Below are 15626 nucleotides of genomic sequence, written 5' to 3' on the forward strand. Positions count from 1 at the left end.
TATCCCTTCCTTATTCCATCATCTTCTCGATGGGCAGCACCAGAATGGAGCTGGCACCCAGCGCCTTGAGCTGCTCCATGGTCTCCCAGAACAGGGTCTCGCTGGAGACGACGTGCAGCGCCACCTGATTGGTCTCGCCCGCCAGCTGCATGATGGTGGGACGTTCGGCCCCCGGTAGCAGATCGGTGATGGCATCGAGCTTGTCCTTGGGGGCGTGCAGCATGATGTACTTGCTCTCGCGCGCCTGCTGCATCCCCTGAATGCGGGGCAGCAGGGTGTCGATGATCTTCTGCTTGGCATCGGACAAGGGGTTGGGCGCCTGTACCAGTACCGCCTTGGATCGGTAGATCACCTCCACCTCTTTGAGACCGTTGGCCTCCAGGGTGGCACCGGTGGAGACCAGATCGCAGATAGCGTCGGCCAGGCCCGCGCGCGGTGCCACTTCCACCGAGCCGCCCAGCATCACGCTCTTGAAGCCGAGCCCCTTTTCGTCGAAGAAGCGCTTGAGCAGCCCAGGGTAGGAGGTGGCGATGCGCTTGCCGGCGAGGCTCTCTGGCCCGGTGTAGTTGACGTCGTCCGGCACCGCCAGCGAGAGGCGGCAGCCGCCGAAGTCGAGCTGTTTGAGGGTCTTGACCGCAAAGGGCTGGTCCTGGGAGGCGCGGATGAGCTGCACCTCTTCCAGCACGTTCTCGCCTATGATGCCAAGGTCGACCACCCCTTCCATCACCAGCCCCGGGATGTCGTCATCGCGTACCCGCAGGATGTCGATGGGCATGTTCTCGACATGGGCGATGAGGCGCTGTTCGCGCAGGTTGATCTTGAGGCCGCAGCTCTTGAACAGAGCCTGGGAGTCCTGGCTCAGGCGACCGGATTTTTGCATGGCGATGCGCAGACGTTGTGTTTCCATTGCTCGATTTCCTTCTAGTCAAAAACGAAAAAACCCTCGGAAGTGGGTGCTTCCGAGGGTTTATGAATCTTGCGGTCCTTTTGGAAGTCACCAGTTAAGTGTCTTCCAGCAGTCAACCTCCTGAAAGACTATTCGGGATGATGATGGTGGTGATGAGTCTTCAGGCTGGTGAACTGCATGTAATCAATCCTTTACAAATAAGATGTCGTAGTTGACGCCCGATTTAAACTACCTGCCTTGACGGAAAAAGCAACCGGAAAATGTGATTTGGTCGATTAAAGTTGAGAAAACGGTTTTATGGTCGATAACTAGACAAGGTGAGCCAGAGGAGGCGACATCATGCCCAGCCAGGACCTGTTATTCCCCATTCTGCCCAGGGCGCCGGCCGCGCCGAGCAGTGACGACATCAAGCGGGAAGTAACCCAGATCAGCCAGAAGCATCAGCTGCGCAAGACCAGCACCGACAACGGTGACTCCCAGCAGCGCCAGCAGCCTTACCCCTCGGCCAAGCGTGATCAGGAAAAGCCTGAAGAGGACGATCACAAGCCGGACCCAGATCACCAGATCGATCTCTTCGTCTAGGGGCAGAAGTCAGTCCCGCTTTTGCCACCTTTTTGGCATAATGCCCCTTTTTGTTGCAGCGGGACGCCCCTTTGACCATCCAGACCCTGTTCAAGCCAGACGGCCCTCTGGCCAGCCACATCGACGGTTTTGTCGCCCGCGCCCCGCAACTGGAGATGGCCGAAGCGGTGGCCAACGCCATCAAGTCACACGGTCGCTTGCTGGTGGAGGCGGGCACAGGTACCGGCAAAACCTACGCCTATCTGGTGCCGGCGCTGGAATCCGGCAAGCGGGTGGTGATCAGCACCGGCTCCAAAAACCTGCAGGAGCAGCTCTTCTATCGAGACCTGCCGACCATCACCGGCGCACTCTCCTATACCCCGCCGGTGGCTCTCCTTAAGGGGCGCAGCAACTATCTGTGCATCGAGCGGATGAACCGGTTGCTCAGCGAATCCCACCTGCAAAAGCCCGAAGTGCTCAACGATCTGGTCAAGGTGAAGTCCTGGTCCACCGCCACCGACAACGGCGACGTGGGGGACATTCCGGGGCTGCAGGAGAATGCCGAGATCCTCGCGCACGTCACCAGCACCAATGAAAACTGCCTTGGCCGCGATTGCCCCTATTACGACGATTGCCATCTGGTGGTGGCGCGCCGCCGTGCCATGGATGCCCAGGTGGTGGTGATCAACCATCACCTCTTCTTCGCCGACATGGCGGTCAAAGACACAGGTTTCGGCGAGCTGGTGCCCGAAGCACAGCTCTACGTGTTTGACGAAGCGCACCAGCTGCCCGAGATCGCCACCAACTACTTCGGCAAGTCGGTGGGCAGCCGCACCATCCAGGATCTGGCGCAGGATATCCAGCTTGCCTATCGGGCCGAGGCCCACGACATGGGTCAGCTTGGCAAGGCGGCGGACAGGCTCGCCATCGCGAGCCAAGACTTGCGGCTCGCCTTCGGGGTGGACGGCGGTCGTGGCAACACCCGTGACATGTTGCGCCAACCGCTCTGGGGCCAGGCGCTGGCCCGCCTCAACGATGCCCTCGGTCTGTGTTACGAGGTGCTGAAGCTGGCGCTGGGGCGAGGGGAGCAGCTTGACCACTGTTTCGAACGCATCAGCGAGCTGCGCACTCGCCTTGGCGAGGTGCTGGCGGTCAACCAGACCGGTTTCTCCTACTGGTATGACTGCTCGCGGCTCCATTTCACCCTCAATCTGACCCCGCTGTCGGTGGCTGAGCGCTTCGGCGCCGAGGTGCTGCGCCCCGAGGTGGCCTGGGTGTTTACCTCGGCCACGCTGACGGTGGACATGCGCTTTGATCACTTCAAGGCGGAGTTGGGGCTGGCCGGCAGCGCCGAGCTTATCCTCGACAGTCCGTTCGATTATGGCGAGCAGGCGCGCCTGTGCGTGCCGCGCTTTCTGCCCGAGCCCAATGCCTTTGGTCGGGGCGAGCAGCTGGCCAACCTGATGATCCCGCTTATCAACAAGACGCCGGGCGGCTGTTTCTTCCTCTGTACCAGTCATCAGGTGATGCGCCAGGTGGCCGAGGTGCTGCGCCGGGAGATCGGTCGCACCGTGTTGCTGCAGGGGGAGGACAACAAGCAGCGGCTGCTCAAGGAGTTTGTCGAGAATGGCCGCGCCGTGCTGGTGGCGACCAGCAGCTTCTGGGAGGGGATCGACGTGCGGGGTGCCGCGCTCTCCTGTGTTATCATCGACAAGCTGCCGTTTGCCAGCCCCGACGATCCGCTGCTGAAGGCGCGGGTGGATGATTGCAAGCTCAGGGGCGGTGATCCCTTCGCCGATATTCAGTTGCCCAAGGCGGTGATTGCCTTGAAGCAGGGGGTGGGGCGGCTCATCCGTGATCGCAGTGATCACGGCGTACTGGTCATCTGTGATCCCCGCATGGTCAACAAACCCTACGGCGCGACCTTTATCAAGAGCCTGCCCGCGATTCCTCGGACCCGGGAGCTGGCCACCCTGGGCGGTTTTTTCGATCGCAAGGGCTGAGCTTGCCGAAGATGCTGTTCACCCGTGCGATGGCGTGACGACCACGCTGCCGATAGGGGCCGAGGCGGCCCGCAATTCGCGCACCAGAATGTGAAAACTGCTGGCAGAGCCTGCTTGCAGATTATGTAATTGACTGATTTTATAGAGATTGGAAAGCATGAACGAGTTGAAGATCCTGGCCGTAGATACCGCCACCGAAGCCTGCTCCGCCGCCTTGTTGGTGGGGGAGAAGGTATTCTCCCGTTGGGAAGAGGCGCCGCGGGATCACACCCGTAAAATCCTGCCCATGGTTCAGGCTGTGTTGGACGAGGCCGGAGTAACCTTGGACGAGCTCGATGCCATCGCCTTCGGCCGTGGTCCCGGCTCCTTTACCGGGGTGCGGATCGGCATCGGCGTGGCACAGGGGCTGGCGCTGGGCGCAGGCGTACCGCTGATCGGCATCTCCACCCTGGCCGCCATGGCACAGGGGGCTCATCGGCTGGACGGCGCCGAGCGGGTGCTGACCGCCATCGATGCGCGCATGGACGAGGTCTACTTCGGCCAATATGAGCTCATCGATGGCCGCATCCAGCTGGTTGGCGAAGAGATGGTGAGCGGCCCCGCCGCACTGGTGGCGTTCCGCGGCACGTTGCCGGGCAGCTTTACCCGCGTCGGTACCGGATTTGAGACCTATGGCGAGACCCTCGCGGCGCTGGCCGACGAGCTGGTGACCAGCCAGGTACGCTTCCCGGCGGCAGAGGACATGCTGCCGCTGGCCCGCAGCGCCTGGCTGGCCGGCGAGGCGGTGGCGGTCGAGCAGGCGACCCCGGTATATTTGCGTGACAAGGTGACCTGGAAGAAGCTGCCGGGTCGCGAATAAGGGCAGGAGTGGCAGACTTGTCGCTCATGCCGGTCGACACAGGCCCCACGCGGGCGGTTGAGAGGTCGGGCCCAGCCCGACCCAAGGAGAGTGACATGTTGAAGCGTGCAATGGTGATGGGGGCCGCAGGGCTCTTGCTCGGTGCCTGCAGCTCGGTCCCGCAAGAGCTGGCCTATGAGCCCGCCAACCAGCTGGTGGCCTACCAGCCGGCCCTTGCCGGTCTGGAAGGCAAGCCGGCCCGCTGGAGCGGCGTCATCTCGTCGGTACACAACAAGGCGGATCAGAGCGTCATCGAGGTGGTCTATCTGCCGCTCAAGTCCAACGGGGTGCCGGAGCAGACCGAACAGAGCCCTGGCCGTTTTCTGGCCATCATGCAGGGTTTTGTCGACCCGACCCTCTATGCCAAGGGGCGCAGTCTGACGGTGCTCGGCACCATAGCCCAGCCGGTGGACAGCCAGATTGGCGAGCATAAATATCGCTTCTCGGTGCTCAAGGTGACGGGCAGCAAGCTGTGGCCGCCGGTCAAGGAGGTGGAGATCCGCTACATGGATCCCTACTTCTACGACCCCTTCTATGATCCCTACTGGCCGAGACGGCCGCTGCGCCGCTAGGAGCTAGGCATGAACACCTTGCTGCAAGAGCGCTTCCTGACCCTGGCCGACGGCCGCCGGGTTGCCTTGCTCGAGAGCCTGCCGGCGCAGGGAGAGCAGGGGGACAAACCGCTGCTGCTTGCCCTGCATGGCTGGCTCGACAACAGCGCAAGCTTTGTGCCCCTGGCCCCCTTTCTGACTCACTTTCACCTCGTTTGTGTCGATCTGCCGGGGCACGGTCGCTCGGATCACAAGAACACACCCTATGTCTTTGTCGACTGGCTGGACGATCTCTATCAGATCACCCAGGCCGCCGGCTGGTCGCGTTTTGTGCTGCTGGGCCACTCCCTGGGGGCGCTGATTGCCTCCGCCTATGCTGGGGTCTTCCCCGAGCAGGTGGAGCGGCTCATTCTGCTGGAGGGACTCGGACCCCTCAGTCAGCCGGACGACGCCGTGCCGGAGCAGCTGCGCCGAGCCATCCTCAACCGCAGCAGAACCCGCGAGCGAGCCTCCCAGGGCTTTGCCTCCATCGACGAGGCGGTGGCGGCGCGCTGCAAGGTGGCGGACATCACCCCGAGTGCGGCACGCCTTATCTGCGAGCGGCAGCTGGAAGCGCGGGCAGGGCGCTGGCACTGGCGCAGCGATCCCCGTCTTAGGGATCTCTCCCCCATGCGCATGAGCGAGGGGCAGGCCCAGGCGCTGATCCGGGCCATCCGTTGCCCGGTGCTGTTTATCGCCGGCGCAGAGGGATTTGCCAGCCTGCAGGTGCAGTGGGGAGAGCGTCATGCCGCCTTTACACGCATTGAGCGTGTCGTTTTGGCGGGAAACCACCATTTTCATATGGAAAATTCGGCAGAGACCGCGGTTTGTATCGAAAAATTTTGTCAAATTCGGTAGAATCGGCGGCTTTCAATAATTCTAGGTTTGTCTTCCCCCTCACATTTTTCTGTTGTTAATTCGCTGTTAATTGATGTTGCCCTATGTAAATATGGGCGGCATTAGAGTATGAGCTTAAAACAACTGCTTGAAATGGATGTGAACAGGGACGGAGGCAACACAGTGAGCGCACAGGTGCTAGTTATGCAGGAGAAGTTCGTGGAAAAAGTCTGGCTGAAGCGTTATCCAGAAGGGGTGCCCGCCGAGATCAATCCAGACCAATACAGCTCCCTGGTCGAGATGTTTGAAGAGTCGGTGAACGAGTTTGCCGACCAGCCTGCCTTCGTCAACATGGGGCAGACCATTACCTATCGTCGTCTTGAGGAGCAGTCCCGCGCCTTTGCCGCCTACCTGCAAAACGAGCTCAAGCTGAGCCAGGGTGACCGGGTCGCCGTGATGATGCCGAACCTGCTGCAGTACCCCATCGCTGTGTTCGGCATCCTGCGTGCCGGCATGATAGTGGTCAACGTCAACCCGCTCTATACCCCGCGCGAGCTGGAGCACCAGCTCAAGGACTCCGGCGCCAAGGCCATCGTCATCGTCTCCAACTTTGCCCACACCCTGGAAAAAGTGGTCTACGACACCCCGGTCAAGCACGTGATCTTGACCCGCATGGGCGACAACCTGGGGCTGGCCAAGGGGACCCTGGTCAACTTCGTGGTGAAATACGTCAAGAAGCTGGTGCCCAAGTACAATCTGCCCCACGCCAGCACCATGCGTCAGGCGCTGGCCAAGGGTCGTTATCTGCAGTACATCAAGCCCGAGATCAACAACGACGATCTCGCCTTCCTGCAATACACCGGCGGCACCACCGGCCTCTCCAAGGGGGCCATGCTGACCCACCGCAACATGATCGCCAACGTGGAGCAGTGCCTCGGTGTCTATGGCCCTGTGCTGGAGCGGGGCAAGGAGTTCGTGGTCACCGCGCTGCCGCTCTACCACGTCTTCGCGCTGACCGTGAACTGCCTGCTGTTCATGCGCCTGGGTGGCTACAACCTGCTGATCAGCAACCCGCGCGACATCCCGGGCTTTGTCAAAGAGATCAAGAAGTACCCCTTCACCTGCATCACCGGGGTCAACACCCTGTTCAACGCGCTGGTCAACAATGGCGAGTTCCAGAGCATGCCGTTTGACAAGCTCAAGCTCACCATCGGCGGCGGCATGGCGGTGCAGCGGGCGGTGGCCGAGCAGTGGAAGGCGTTGACCGACACTCCGCTGCTGGAAGGTTACGGCCTGACCGAGTGTTCACCCCTGGTGAGCGTCTGCCCCTATGATCTGGTGGACTACAACGGTTCCATCGGCCTGCCGGTCTGCTCCACCGACATCCGGCTGGTGGATGACAACGGTCAGGTGATCCACGAACTCGGCAAACCGGGGGAGATGCAGGTACGCGGCCCGCAGGTGATGAGCGGTTACTGGCAGCGGCCGGAAGCCACCGCCGAGGTGATGCAGGATGGCTGGCTCTGTACCGGCGATATCGCGGTGTGCGACGAGCAGGGCTTCTTCAAGATCGTCGATCGCAAGAAAGACATGATCCTGGTCTCCGGTTTCAACGTCTATCCGAACGAAATTGAAGACGTGGTGGCGCTCCACCCGAAAGTGCTGGAAGTGGCCGCCGTCGGCGTGCCGCACAAGGTTTCCGGTGAGCTGGTGAAGATCTTCGTGGTGAAGAAAGATCCAAAGCTGCTGGAAGACGAGATTATTGCGCACTGCCGCAAACATCTGACTGCCTATAAGGTCCCGAAACTGGTAGAATTTCGTGACGAACTTCCCAAGACCAATGTGGGCAAGATCCTGCGCCGCGTGCTGCGCGACGAGGAGATTGCCAAGCAGTAACCGGCGTGGCGCTGCCAAGCAGCATGCCGTCGTTATGCAAAACCGTGGGTCAGCCCACGGTTTTTTCTTTTGGCCCTGATCAACGCGCAGGCACAGATGCATTATCAACTCATTTCACAGCAAGCCGAACTGGATCAGTATCTCGCCTCCCTGGCCGACGTTCCCCTGGCCATCGATACTGAATTCGTCCGCACCCGTACCTATTACCCCCAGCTGGGCCTGTTCCAGATCTATGACGGCCACCAGCTGGCGCTGCTGGATCCCTTGACGCTGGATCTCTCCTCCCTCTGGCAGCGACTCGGTCGGGCAGGGCAGATCGCCATTTTGCACGCCTCCGGCGAAGATCTGGAGCTCATCCAGCATCAGGCGGGCCATCTGCCCAACCAGATGCACGATACCCAGCTGGCGGCAGCCTTTCTGGGCCACGGGGTCTCGGTGGGCTTCGGCGCCTTGGTCAACGAGTTTCTCGGCGTGACCCTGGAAAAGGATCAGGCCCGTACCGACTGGCTGGCGCGTCCGCTCACCCCCCGTCAGCTCGAGTATGCGGCGGCCGACGTCTTCTATCTGCTGCCCCTCTACGACAAGGTGATGGCGGCGCTGCGTGACAGCGGCAAGTTCGCCTGGTTCGAGCAGGAGTGCCAGAACCACTCCGCCCGCAAGACCCAGACCAGCGACCCCCGCCAGGCCTATCTCGACATCGTCAACGCCTGGCAGCTGGGGCGCCGCGAGCTGGCGATCCTGCGCGAGCTGGCCGCCTGGCGTCAGCAGGAGGCGGTGCGCCGGGATCTGGCCCTCAACTTCGTGGTCAAGGAGCTGCACCTGTTCAAGGTGGCGGAGCGCAAGCCCACCTCCCTGCGCGATCTCAACGAGCTGGGGTTGGCCCCCATCGAGATCAAGATCCACGGCAAGCGGATGCTGGATATCGTGGCCGCTGCCCAGCAGAGCGATCCCGCCGGCTGGCCCGAGCCCATTCGCCGGCTGGTGGATTACCCCCAGTACAAGGCCGAGCTCAAGCGCATCAAGGGGATGGTGGAAGAGAAGGCCAAGGCCAGCAATATTCCGCCCGAACTAGTGGCCAGCAAGAAGATCATTCACCAGTACTTCACCTGGAGCTGGCGCATGAGTGACGAAGAGCGGGCCCGGGCCGACAAGCCCATGCTGCTGCAGGGCTGGCGCTTTGAGCTGGTGGGCCATCTGCTGGCCCAATGAGATAGCGCACAAGAGAACGGGCCCACTGGGCCCGTTTTTTTTCATCTGATGGGCGGCAACTGATAACGATAGCGGGCCAGGATCTGGGTGTATTCCGGGCTGGTGAGCAGCGCCTGGATGGCCTCGTCCAGCCGGTGCAGCTGGGCTGGTGTGGTGGTGCGCCGGCTCAGCATCAGATGCACCGGTGTGCGCTGGATGTTGAGCAGGGGGGTGAGGTCATCGAGCGGGATACCGGCCAGGCTTATCTCCTGCAGCCCCATGGGGTCGATGACCACCCCCTGAATGCGGCCGGCCAGCAGCAGCTTGAGCAAGGGTTCCATCCGCAGGCGGGCCAGCAGCCGGTCCTGCATCTGGGGGGATTGCATGAAGGTGCGAAAATCGGTGCCGTAATCAAAATCACGCATCATCCCTATGGTGAAATCCTGCCGTGGCAGCAGATCCGAAAGTTGGGTTATCCCTTGCCAGCGCGCCCTGTCCTGACGGCGCACCAGCAGCACAGTCTCTTCGTTGCGATAGGGCAGGCTGAAGCGGGCGTAGCGCTCGCGCTCGGCGGTCTGGTTGGCGGACATGGTGAGCTGGATGGTACCGAACTCCAGCTCGCGCAGCACGCGGGCCCAGGGCATCTCGCTGTAGCTGGCGCTAAAGCCGGCCCGGCTGAAGATGGCTTGCAGCAGGTCGATGTCCAGCCCCTGCAGCTGCTGCTGTTCGTCGCGAAAGCTGAACGGGTGCCAGCTGGCCCAGCCCACCTGCAGTGACTCCTGCGCCCAGGCGCCGGTGCACAAACACCATAACAACAAGACTCTGTACACGGAGCTATCCCTGTTCAGCGTGGTTGTTGTTGATTATTGAATAGAAATGTCGGGCTGACCAGCCCGGGGGAAAGGATGCACGAAGGTGCATCCCTCAGAGCTCGTGGGCGTGGAATCCCTTGCGATAGCGGGCTTCGCAGCGCGGGCAACGTTGCAGGGTCGGGTCCTGCTCCAGCCGTTCGATGGCCAGCGGTTCCTCGCAGTCGGAGCAGAGACCATAGAGGCCCAGATCCATCTGGCAGAGGGCGGCATCGATCCGCTTGAGCCGGGCCACGCTCTGCTCCACCTTGGGCAAGTCGAGGCGGCTGGTGAGATCGACCAGCTGATCCCGCTCGCAGTGATCCACCTGCTCCGCCCACTCGTCACGCCGACAGGCTTTGAGCTGACCGATCAGCTCTTCTCTTACTTGCGCCCAGTCAGTCAGCAGGCGATCACGCCACACGGCCAACTGAGCTTGCGTCATTTCACACACACTAGCCCCCAACGGACGAATAACAAATTGTGGGCAGTATAGGGAAGCGACAGGATTATCAAGATGATATGCGTCAAGTAAAGAACGGTTAGATCACAGTTTTCGCGGCCTGCAGCAGGGCGTCCCGAATGGGATGGGTCTCCTTGAGTACCCGGATCTCCTGAAACAGCTGGTCTGCCTCGGGATACTCCCGCTTGAGGTAGCTGAACCACTGCTTGATGCGACTCGGGTAGTAGTCGGCCTTCTCGCTCGCCAAATCCTGCTCGGTGTAGTTCACCATCAGCTGCAGCACCTCGGCCCAGCTCATGTGGGCACAGCCGGTCTTCATCACGTTGGCCAGGTTGGGCAACGAGATGGCGCCGCGGCCCACCATCAGGGCATCGCAGCCGGACACCCGGGCGCAGGCGAGGGCATCGGCATGGTTCCAGATCTCGCCGTTGGCGGTGACCGGGATGGGCAGTGCGCGGCGAATGGCGTCCACGTACTCCCAGTGGGCCGGCGCCTTGTAGCCTTCGCGCTTGGTGCGGGCGTGCACGGCCAGCTCGTTGGCCCCGGCCTGATGAACCGCCTGGGCGTTCTCCAGATAGAGATCCTTGTCATCGTAGCCGAGGCGGATCTTGGCGCTCACCGGCAGATGGGCCGGCACCGCTTCGCGCACCGCCTTGACGATGCGATAGATGGTCTCGGGCTCCTTGAGCAGCACGGCGCCCCCCTTGCTCTTGTTGACTGTGGGGGCGGGGCAGCCAAAGTTGAGATCGACGCCGGGGGAGCCAAGCTCGATGGCGCGCAGCGCGTTCTCGGCCAGCCATTCGGGGTGTTGGCCTAGCAATTGTACCCGCACCGGGGTGCCGGCCCGGGTCTTGCCGTCCTGCTTGAGCTCGGGGCAGAGGCGATGGAACACCTTGGCGGGCAGCAGCTGATCGACCACCCGGATGAATTCGCTGACGCAGAGGTCGTAGTCGTTGACGGAGGTGAGCACCTCCCGCATCAAGTGATCCAGCACCCCCTGCATGGGGGCCAAAATAACGCGCATAACCGGTTCCGCAGGGCAAACAGAGAAAAAAGAGCGCAGATTGTAGTAGCAATGGCCGGGATTGTCAGCCGTTTGCCCACTCGATGAAACCAATCGACGGCCACCGCCTGGGCCAGGCTGTCAGCTTCCAGGCCAACTCTGTTAGGCTAAAGGCAGAGATACATTCAGAGGAGTACCCATGAAACGCTGGTGTCTGATGGCCCTGGGCTGGCTTGCCTTCGCCACCGGGATAGTCGGGATAGTCCTGCCCCTGTTGCCGACCACCCCCTTCATGCTGCTGGCGGCGGCGCTGTTTGCCCGCACGTCCCCTCGTTTTCATCGCTGGCTGCTAAGCCATCCCTGGTTCGGACCTCCCATTGCTGACTGGCAGCAGTATCGCGGCATTCGCCGCCATGCCAGACGGCGCGCTATTTTCTTTATTCTGCTCTCCTTCTCGGTGTCGCTGGCGGTGGTGCCCCTGCTGTGGGTCAGGCTGCTGCTCATTGCTATAATGGTGATCCTGCTCACCTGGTTAATGCGGCTGCCGGTGCTGGAGCCAGTTGCAATGGAGAAGTGAAGTCCCTAAGCTATTGCGGCAATAATGCTATGGAGTCGGCCCGTCATTTTTGCGTGACGGGCCTTTTTATTTCCCGCTGGCGGGAAGCTGAGAGAAACGACCATCTGCGTCGAAAAACAAACGGTCAAACCATGAATCCGGAAACCCTGAAATTTATCGAAGCGAGCATCAAGACCATTCCCGACTATCCGAAGCCGGGTATTCTGTTTCGCGACATCACCAGCCTGATCGAGAATGCCGAGGCCTTCAAGGCCACCATCGATCTGCTGGCCAATCACTATCGTGATCAAGGGATCACCAAGATTGTCGGTACCGAAGCGCGCGGCTTCATCTTCGGCGCGCCGGTTGCCTTCGCCATGGGTCTGGGCTTCGTGCCGGTTCGCAAGCCGGGCAAGCTGCCCCGCGCCGTCATCGAGGAGTCCTACGCCCTCGAATATGGCACCGACACCCTGCAACTGCACACCGACGCCATCGTGCCCGGTGACAAGGTACTGGTGGTGGACGATCTGCTGGCTACCGGCGGCACCGTCGATGCCACCGTCAAGCTGATCCGCCGTGCCGGCGGCGAAGTGGCTGATGCCGCCTTCATCATCTCCCTGCCGTCGCTGGGTGGTGATGCCCGCCTGACCGCCGCCGGCGTCAAGGTGGTCTCCCTGGTCGAACTGCCGGGCGAATAAGCCGCCAGTCCGATCACGCAGACGGGCCTCGTCAGCCCGTTGCCTGCGTCCAAACCGGTGCCCGAGCGGGCATCGGTTTGAAATTCAAGCGATCCCTCCCGCCTCGGCCGATAGCCGATACAGCCCGCCCCGCATTTGTGTTAGCATCCAGCCTCAATGCCTTGTCATCCCTGCATCGAGATCTATGAGCTATCAGGTTCTGGCGCGTAAATGGCGCCCCCATACGTTTGAACAAGTGGTAGGCCAGCATCATGTGCTGACCGCCTTGACCAACGCCCTGGATCAGGGACGGCTGCATCACGCCTATCTGCTGAGCGGTACTCGCGGGGTCGGCAAGACCACCATTGCGCGCATCCTGGCCAAGAGCCTCAACTGCGAGCAGGGGATCAGCAGCCATCCGTGCGGCGTGTGCGACACCTGCCGCGAGATCGATCAGGGCAACTTCGTCGATCTGCTGGAGATAGACGCGGCGTCACGCACCAAGGTGGAAGATACCCGCGAGCTGCTCGACAACGTGCAGTACCGACCGGCCCGTGGCCGTTTCAAGGTCTATCTCATCGACGAAGTGCACATGTTGTCGCGCCACAGCTTCAACGCGCTGCTGAAAACCCTGGAAGAGCCGCCCCCCTATGTGAAGTTCCTGCTGGCCACCACGGATCCTCAGAAGCTGCCCATCACCATCCTCTCGCGCTGCCTGCAGTTTCATCTGAAGAGTCTGGATCAGACCCAGATCGCCAAGCAGCTCGAATGGGTGCTGGATCAGGAGGGGCAACCCTTCGAGCCGCGCGCCCTGCTGGCCCTGGCCAAGGCGGCGGACGGCAGCATGCGCGATGCCCTGAGCCTGACCGATCAGGCGCTGGCCCACGGCAATGGCAGCGTGCGCACCGACAGCGTGCTGGCCATGCTGGGGACCCTGGATCACCGCCATCTGCATCAACTGCTGGAAGCTGTGCTGCGCCAGGATGCACCCGCCACCATGGCCAAGATCACCGAGATAGCGACCCTGGGCCCCGACTTTGATCAGCTCCATGCCGAGCTGGAAGGGCTGCTCCATCGCATCGCCATGGCGCAGCTGTTGCCCGCCACCGTGCAGGAGCAGGGGGCGGATGCCGATGCCCTGCTGCAGCTGGCCCAGGCCATGAGCCCGGAAGAGGTGCAGCTCTGCTATCAGATCGTGCTGGGTGGCCGCAAGGATCTGCCCTGGGCCCCCGATGGCCGCACCGCACTGGAGATGACCTGCCTGCGGATGCTGGCCTTCTCGCCCCGGCGCGAGGTGCTGCACCCCGCCAGCCTGACGGCCCTGCCTCCGGCACTCGGTGGCCTGCCCGCCGCTGGTGCGAGGAGCCCGGCCCCCACCTTGGGAAAGCCCGAGGGGGTTGAGCCACCCCCGGCCACCGGCATGATGCCGCAGGCTCCGTCAACCGACGCCGCGAACTCGCCCGCGCCGGTCACTTCTTCTGCACCAGCCGAGCACCAAGGGACGCAGGAGGCCGGACAGGCAGCCCAGCCTCACCCACAGGTGGCTGACATGGCGGAGCCGGAAGGCGGCGCCGAGCTGGATCCGCTGTTTGCCGAGCAGGCGGAGCTGCTGCGTGAGGCCGAGCAGATGGGCTATGAGGCTGCGCCCGAATCTATTGCGCCCACGGCTCAGCCTGCCGCAGCCGAGCCCGCGTCCTCCGTACAAGGCGCCGTACCAACGAATGTGGCTGACGAAGTGGCTGACAGCGGGGAGGGGAGTGTCTCTTCAACGGTGGCCAGCATGCAGAGCCTGCTGGGCAAGCGCAATCTGCTGCGAAGCCGCCTGCGCGGCGAGCCGAGCGGCAGTGCGGCGCCAGCCCGGGCGACACCGGTCAAGCCGATGGCGACCGCCAAACCGGCACCGGTGGCACCGGCTGCGGCCATGCCGCCCTCGGCGCCCCACTCCCCGAGTGCCCCCCGGGTGCAGGCACCTGCCCAGGCGGTCCAGTCAGGTTACGATGAGTTGCCGCCGCTCGATGCCTATGAAGAGAGCGGCAGCGACTACGAAGAGTATTTGAATCAGGGTTTCAACGATGCGTTCGCCAGTGCCCCCTTGCCGGAGCGAACCACCCAGGTGATGCAGCCAGCGCCTGCCGCGCGTCCCCAGGCGGATGATCTGCCGCCCTGGGATCTGGATGGCAGTGCCGGCCGGCAGACGGTTGCTGCACCGAGTGCCCCGGCCACCGTTGCAACGCCCCCTGAGGAGACCATCAGCGAGCCAGCCGCCTCGGTCATGGAAACCATCGACTGGAACGAGCTGGAGAGCGACAACCAGCCGCAGGGGAGTGAGGAGGCGGCCAGATTGATCCCCTCTTCGCTGCTGGCCAATTGCGGCGACCATTGGGCCGAACTGATTGCCCGCACCGGTGTGGGCGGCCGCCTGCGCCAGCTGGCCATCAATTCGGTGATGGAGCAGCAGGGCGACAAGGTGCTGCTGACTCTCAAACCCGAGCAGCGCCATCTGGTGAGCGACAGGGCGCGCGCCGATCTGGCCGAGATCATCGGCCCCGAGCTGGGGCTTGCGGTACAGGTGAACGTCACCCTGGGCGTGGTGCCCGAGCGGGAAACCCCGCTCGAGATTGAGCACCGCCTCTACCTCGGGGTGCGGGAGCAGGTCACCCGGGATCTGGAGCAGGATCCCAACGTGCAATTCTTGCAACAGCGGTTTGGCGCCATGCTGCACCACGACAGCATAGAGCCGCTGAGCAACTGATCACACCATCCGGGCCTGGTGCCCGGTTGAAAAACGGTTTGGCCGTCCCCACTTAGGACGGGTAAACCCACGGCCCGGCGCTGGATGCCGGATTTCAAGACGAGAGACGACATATGTTTGGTAAAGGTGGAATGGGGAACCTGATGAAACAGGCCCAACAGATGCAAGAGCGCATGCAGAAGATGCAAGAGCAGCTTGCCCAGATGGAAGTAGTCGGTGAAGCCGGCGCTGGCATGGTCAAGGTCACCATGGCCGGCAGCCACAGTGTGCGTCGCATCGAAATCGACCCGAGCCTGATGGAAGATGACAAAGAGATGCTGGAAGATCTGGTGGCTGCGGCCGTCAACGATGCCGTGCGTCGCGTCGAAGAGCAGAACAAGGCCAAGATGGGCGAGCTGACCGGCGGCATGCAACTGCCTCCCGGTTTCAAGATGCCCTTTTAAGGAC

At 62.3% G+C, this 15626-nt stretch carries 15 protein-coding genes and 1 other annotated feature; of the genes, 11 read left to right on the forward strand and 4 right to left on the reverse strand.

Features of this window, described 5'->3' with window-relative positions; all coding sequences use genetic code 11:
- Positions 1–10 precede the first annotated feature (10 nt).
- Complete coding sequence (hisG, locus tag AB5Y94_RS22220; protein WP_017778988.1) at positions 11–907, reverse strand: ATP phosphoribosyltransferase; 897 nt, start codon at positions 905–907, stop codon at positions 11–13.
- Positions 908–935: 28 nt separating this feature from the next.
- Positions 936–1060: a sequence feature (His leader region), on the reverse strand.
- Positions 1061–1246: 186 nt separating this feature from the next.
- On the opposite strand from hisG, the gene AB5Y94_RS22225 reads away from it, so the two are divergent.
- From AB5Y94_RS22225 to rnd, 7 genes are all read left to right on the forward strand, one after another.
- Positions 1247–1489: a hypothetical protein gene (locus tag AB5Y94_RS22225; RefSeq protein ID WP_005301068.1), complete on the forward strand. Its 243-nt coding sequence runs from the start codon at positions 1247–1249 to the stop codon at positions 1487–1489.
- A 71-nt stretch (positions 1490–1560) separates the two neighbouring features.
- The gene (locus AB5Y94_RS22230; protein ID WP_226008463.1) at positions 1561–3471 is read left to right on the forward strand and encodes an ATP-dependent DNA helicase; all 1911 of its coding nucleotides are present in this window, start codon (positions 1561–1563) and stop codon (positions 3469–3471) included.
- 157 nt (positions 3472–3628) lie between these two features.
- A complete protein-coding gene (tsaB, locus tag AB5Y94_RS22235; protein ID WP_368206611.1) occupies positions 3629–4330 on the forward strand; it encodes a tRNA (adenosine(37)-N6)-threonylcarbamoyltransferase complex dimerization subunit type 1 TsaB in 702 nt (233 codons plus the stop codon).
- Between the two features lie 95 nt (positions 4331–4425).
- Positions 4426–4941 (forward strand): Slp family lipoprotein, encoded by a 516-nt coding sequence (locus AB5Y94_RS22240; protein WP_065017116.1) that lies wholly within the window; start codon positions 4426–4428, stop codon positions 4939–4941.
- Between the two features lie 9 nt (positions 4942–4950).
- Positions 4951–5817 carry an alpha/beta hydrolase gene (locus AB5Y94_RS22245; protein ID WP_362816329.1) on the forward strand — a complete coding sequence of 289 codons (867 nt, stop codon included), beginning with the start codon at positions 4951–4953 and terminating at the stop codon, positions 5815–5817.
- Positions 5818–6015: 198 nt separating this feature from the next.
- The gene (gene fadD, locus AB5Y94_RS22250; RefSeq protein WP_010633942.1) at positions 6016–7692 is read left to right on the forward strand and encodes a long-chain-fatty-acid--CoA ligase FadD; all 1677 of its coding nucleotides are present in this window, start codon (positions 6016–6018) and stop codon (positions 7690–7692) included.
- A 96-nt stretch (positions 7693–7788) separates the two neighbouring features.
- A complete protein-coding gene (rnd, locus tag AB5Y94_RS22255; protein WP_368206612.1) occupies positions 7789–8901 on the forward strand; it encodes a ribonuclease D in 1113 nt (370 codons plus the stop codon).
- A gap of 41 nt (positions 8902–8942) precedes the next feature.
- On the opposite strand, the gene AB5Y94_RS22260 is transcribed toward rnd, so the two are convergent.
- From AB5Y94_RS22260 to dusC, 3 genes are all read right to left on the reverse strand, one after another.
- Positions 8943–9710 (reverse strand): substrate-binding periplasmic protein, encoded by a 768-nt coding sequence (locus AB5Y94_RS22260; protein ID WP_368206613.1) that lies wholly within the window; start codon positions 9708–9710, stop codon positions 8943–8945.
- 94 nt (positions 9711–9804) lie between these two features.
- Positions 9805–10173, reverse strand: coding sequence for a TraR/DksA C4-type zinc finger protein (locus AB5Y94_RS22265; protein WP_005301043.1), 369 nt, complete (start codon positions 10171–10173; stop codon positions 9805–9807).
- A gap of 97 nt (positions 10174–10270) precedes the next feature.
- Positions 10271–11215: a tRNA dihydrouridine(16) synthase DusC gene (gene dusC / locus AB5Y94_RS22270; RefSeq protein WP_368206614.1), complete on the reverse strand. Its 945-nt coding sequence runs from the start codon at positions 11213–11215 to the stop codon at positions 10271–10273.
- A 178-nt stretch (positions 11216–11393) separates the two neighbouring features.
- On the opposite strand from dusC, the gene AB5Y94_RS22275 reads away from it, so the two are divergent.
- The 4 genes from AB5Y94_RS22275 (at position 11394) to AB5Y94_RS22290 (ending at position 15622) form a co-directional block, all read left to right on the forward strand.
- Positions 11394–11771: a YbaN family protein gene (locus AB5Y94_RS22275; RefSeq protein WP_206867000.1), complete on the forward strand. Its 378-nt coding sequence runs from the start codon at positions 11394–11396 to the stop codon at positions 11769–11771.
- Between the two features lie 131 nt (positions 11772–11902).
- On the forward strand, positions 11903–12448 hold the full coding sequence (apt, locus tag AB5Y94_RS22280) for an adenine phosphoribosyltransferase (RefSeq protein ID WP_005301034.1): 546 nt from the start codon (positions 11903–11905) through the stop codon (positions 12446–12448).
- A 184-nt stretch (positions 12449–12632) separates the two neighbouring features.
- Complete coding sequence (dnaX, locus tag AB5Y94_RS22285) at positions 12633–15179, forward strand: DNA polymerase III subunit gamma/tau (protein WP_368206615.1); 2547 nt, start codon at positions 12633–12635, stop codon at positions 15177–15179.
- A 113-nt stretch (positions 15180–15292) separates the two neighbouring features.
- Positions 15293–15622 (forward strand): YbaB/EbfC family nucleoid-associated protein, encoded by a 330-nt coding sequence (locus AB5Y94_RS22290; protein ID WP_005301028.1) that lies wholly within the window; start codon positions 15293–15295, stop codon positions 15620–15622.
- Positions 15623–15626: the final 4 nt, after the last annotated feature.

This window comes from Aeromonas sp. s5 (assembly GCF_040907865.1).
Lineage (GTDB): Bacteria > Pseudomonadota > Gammaproteobacteria > Enterobacterales > Aeromonadaceae > Aeromonas > Aeromonas dhakensis.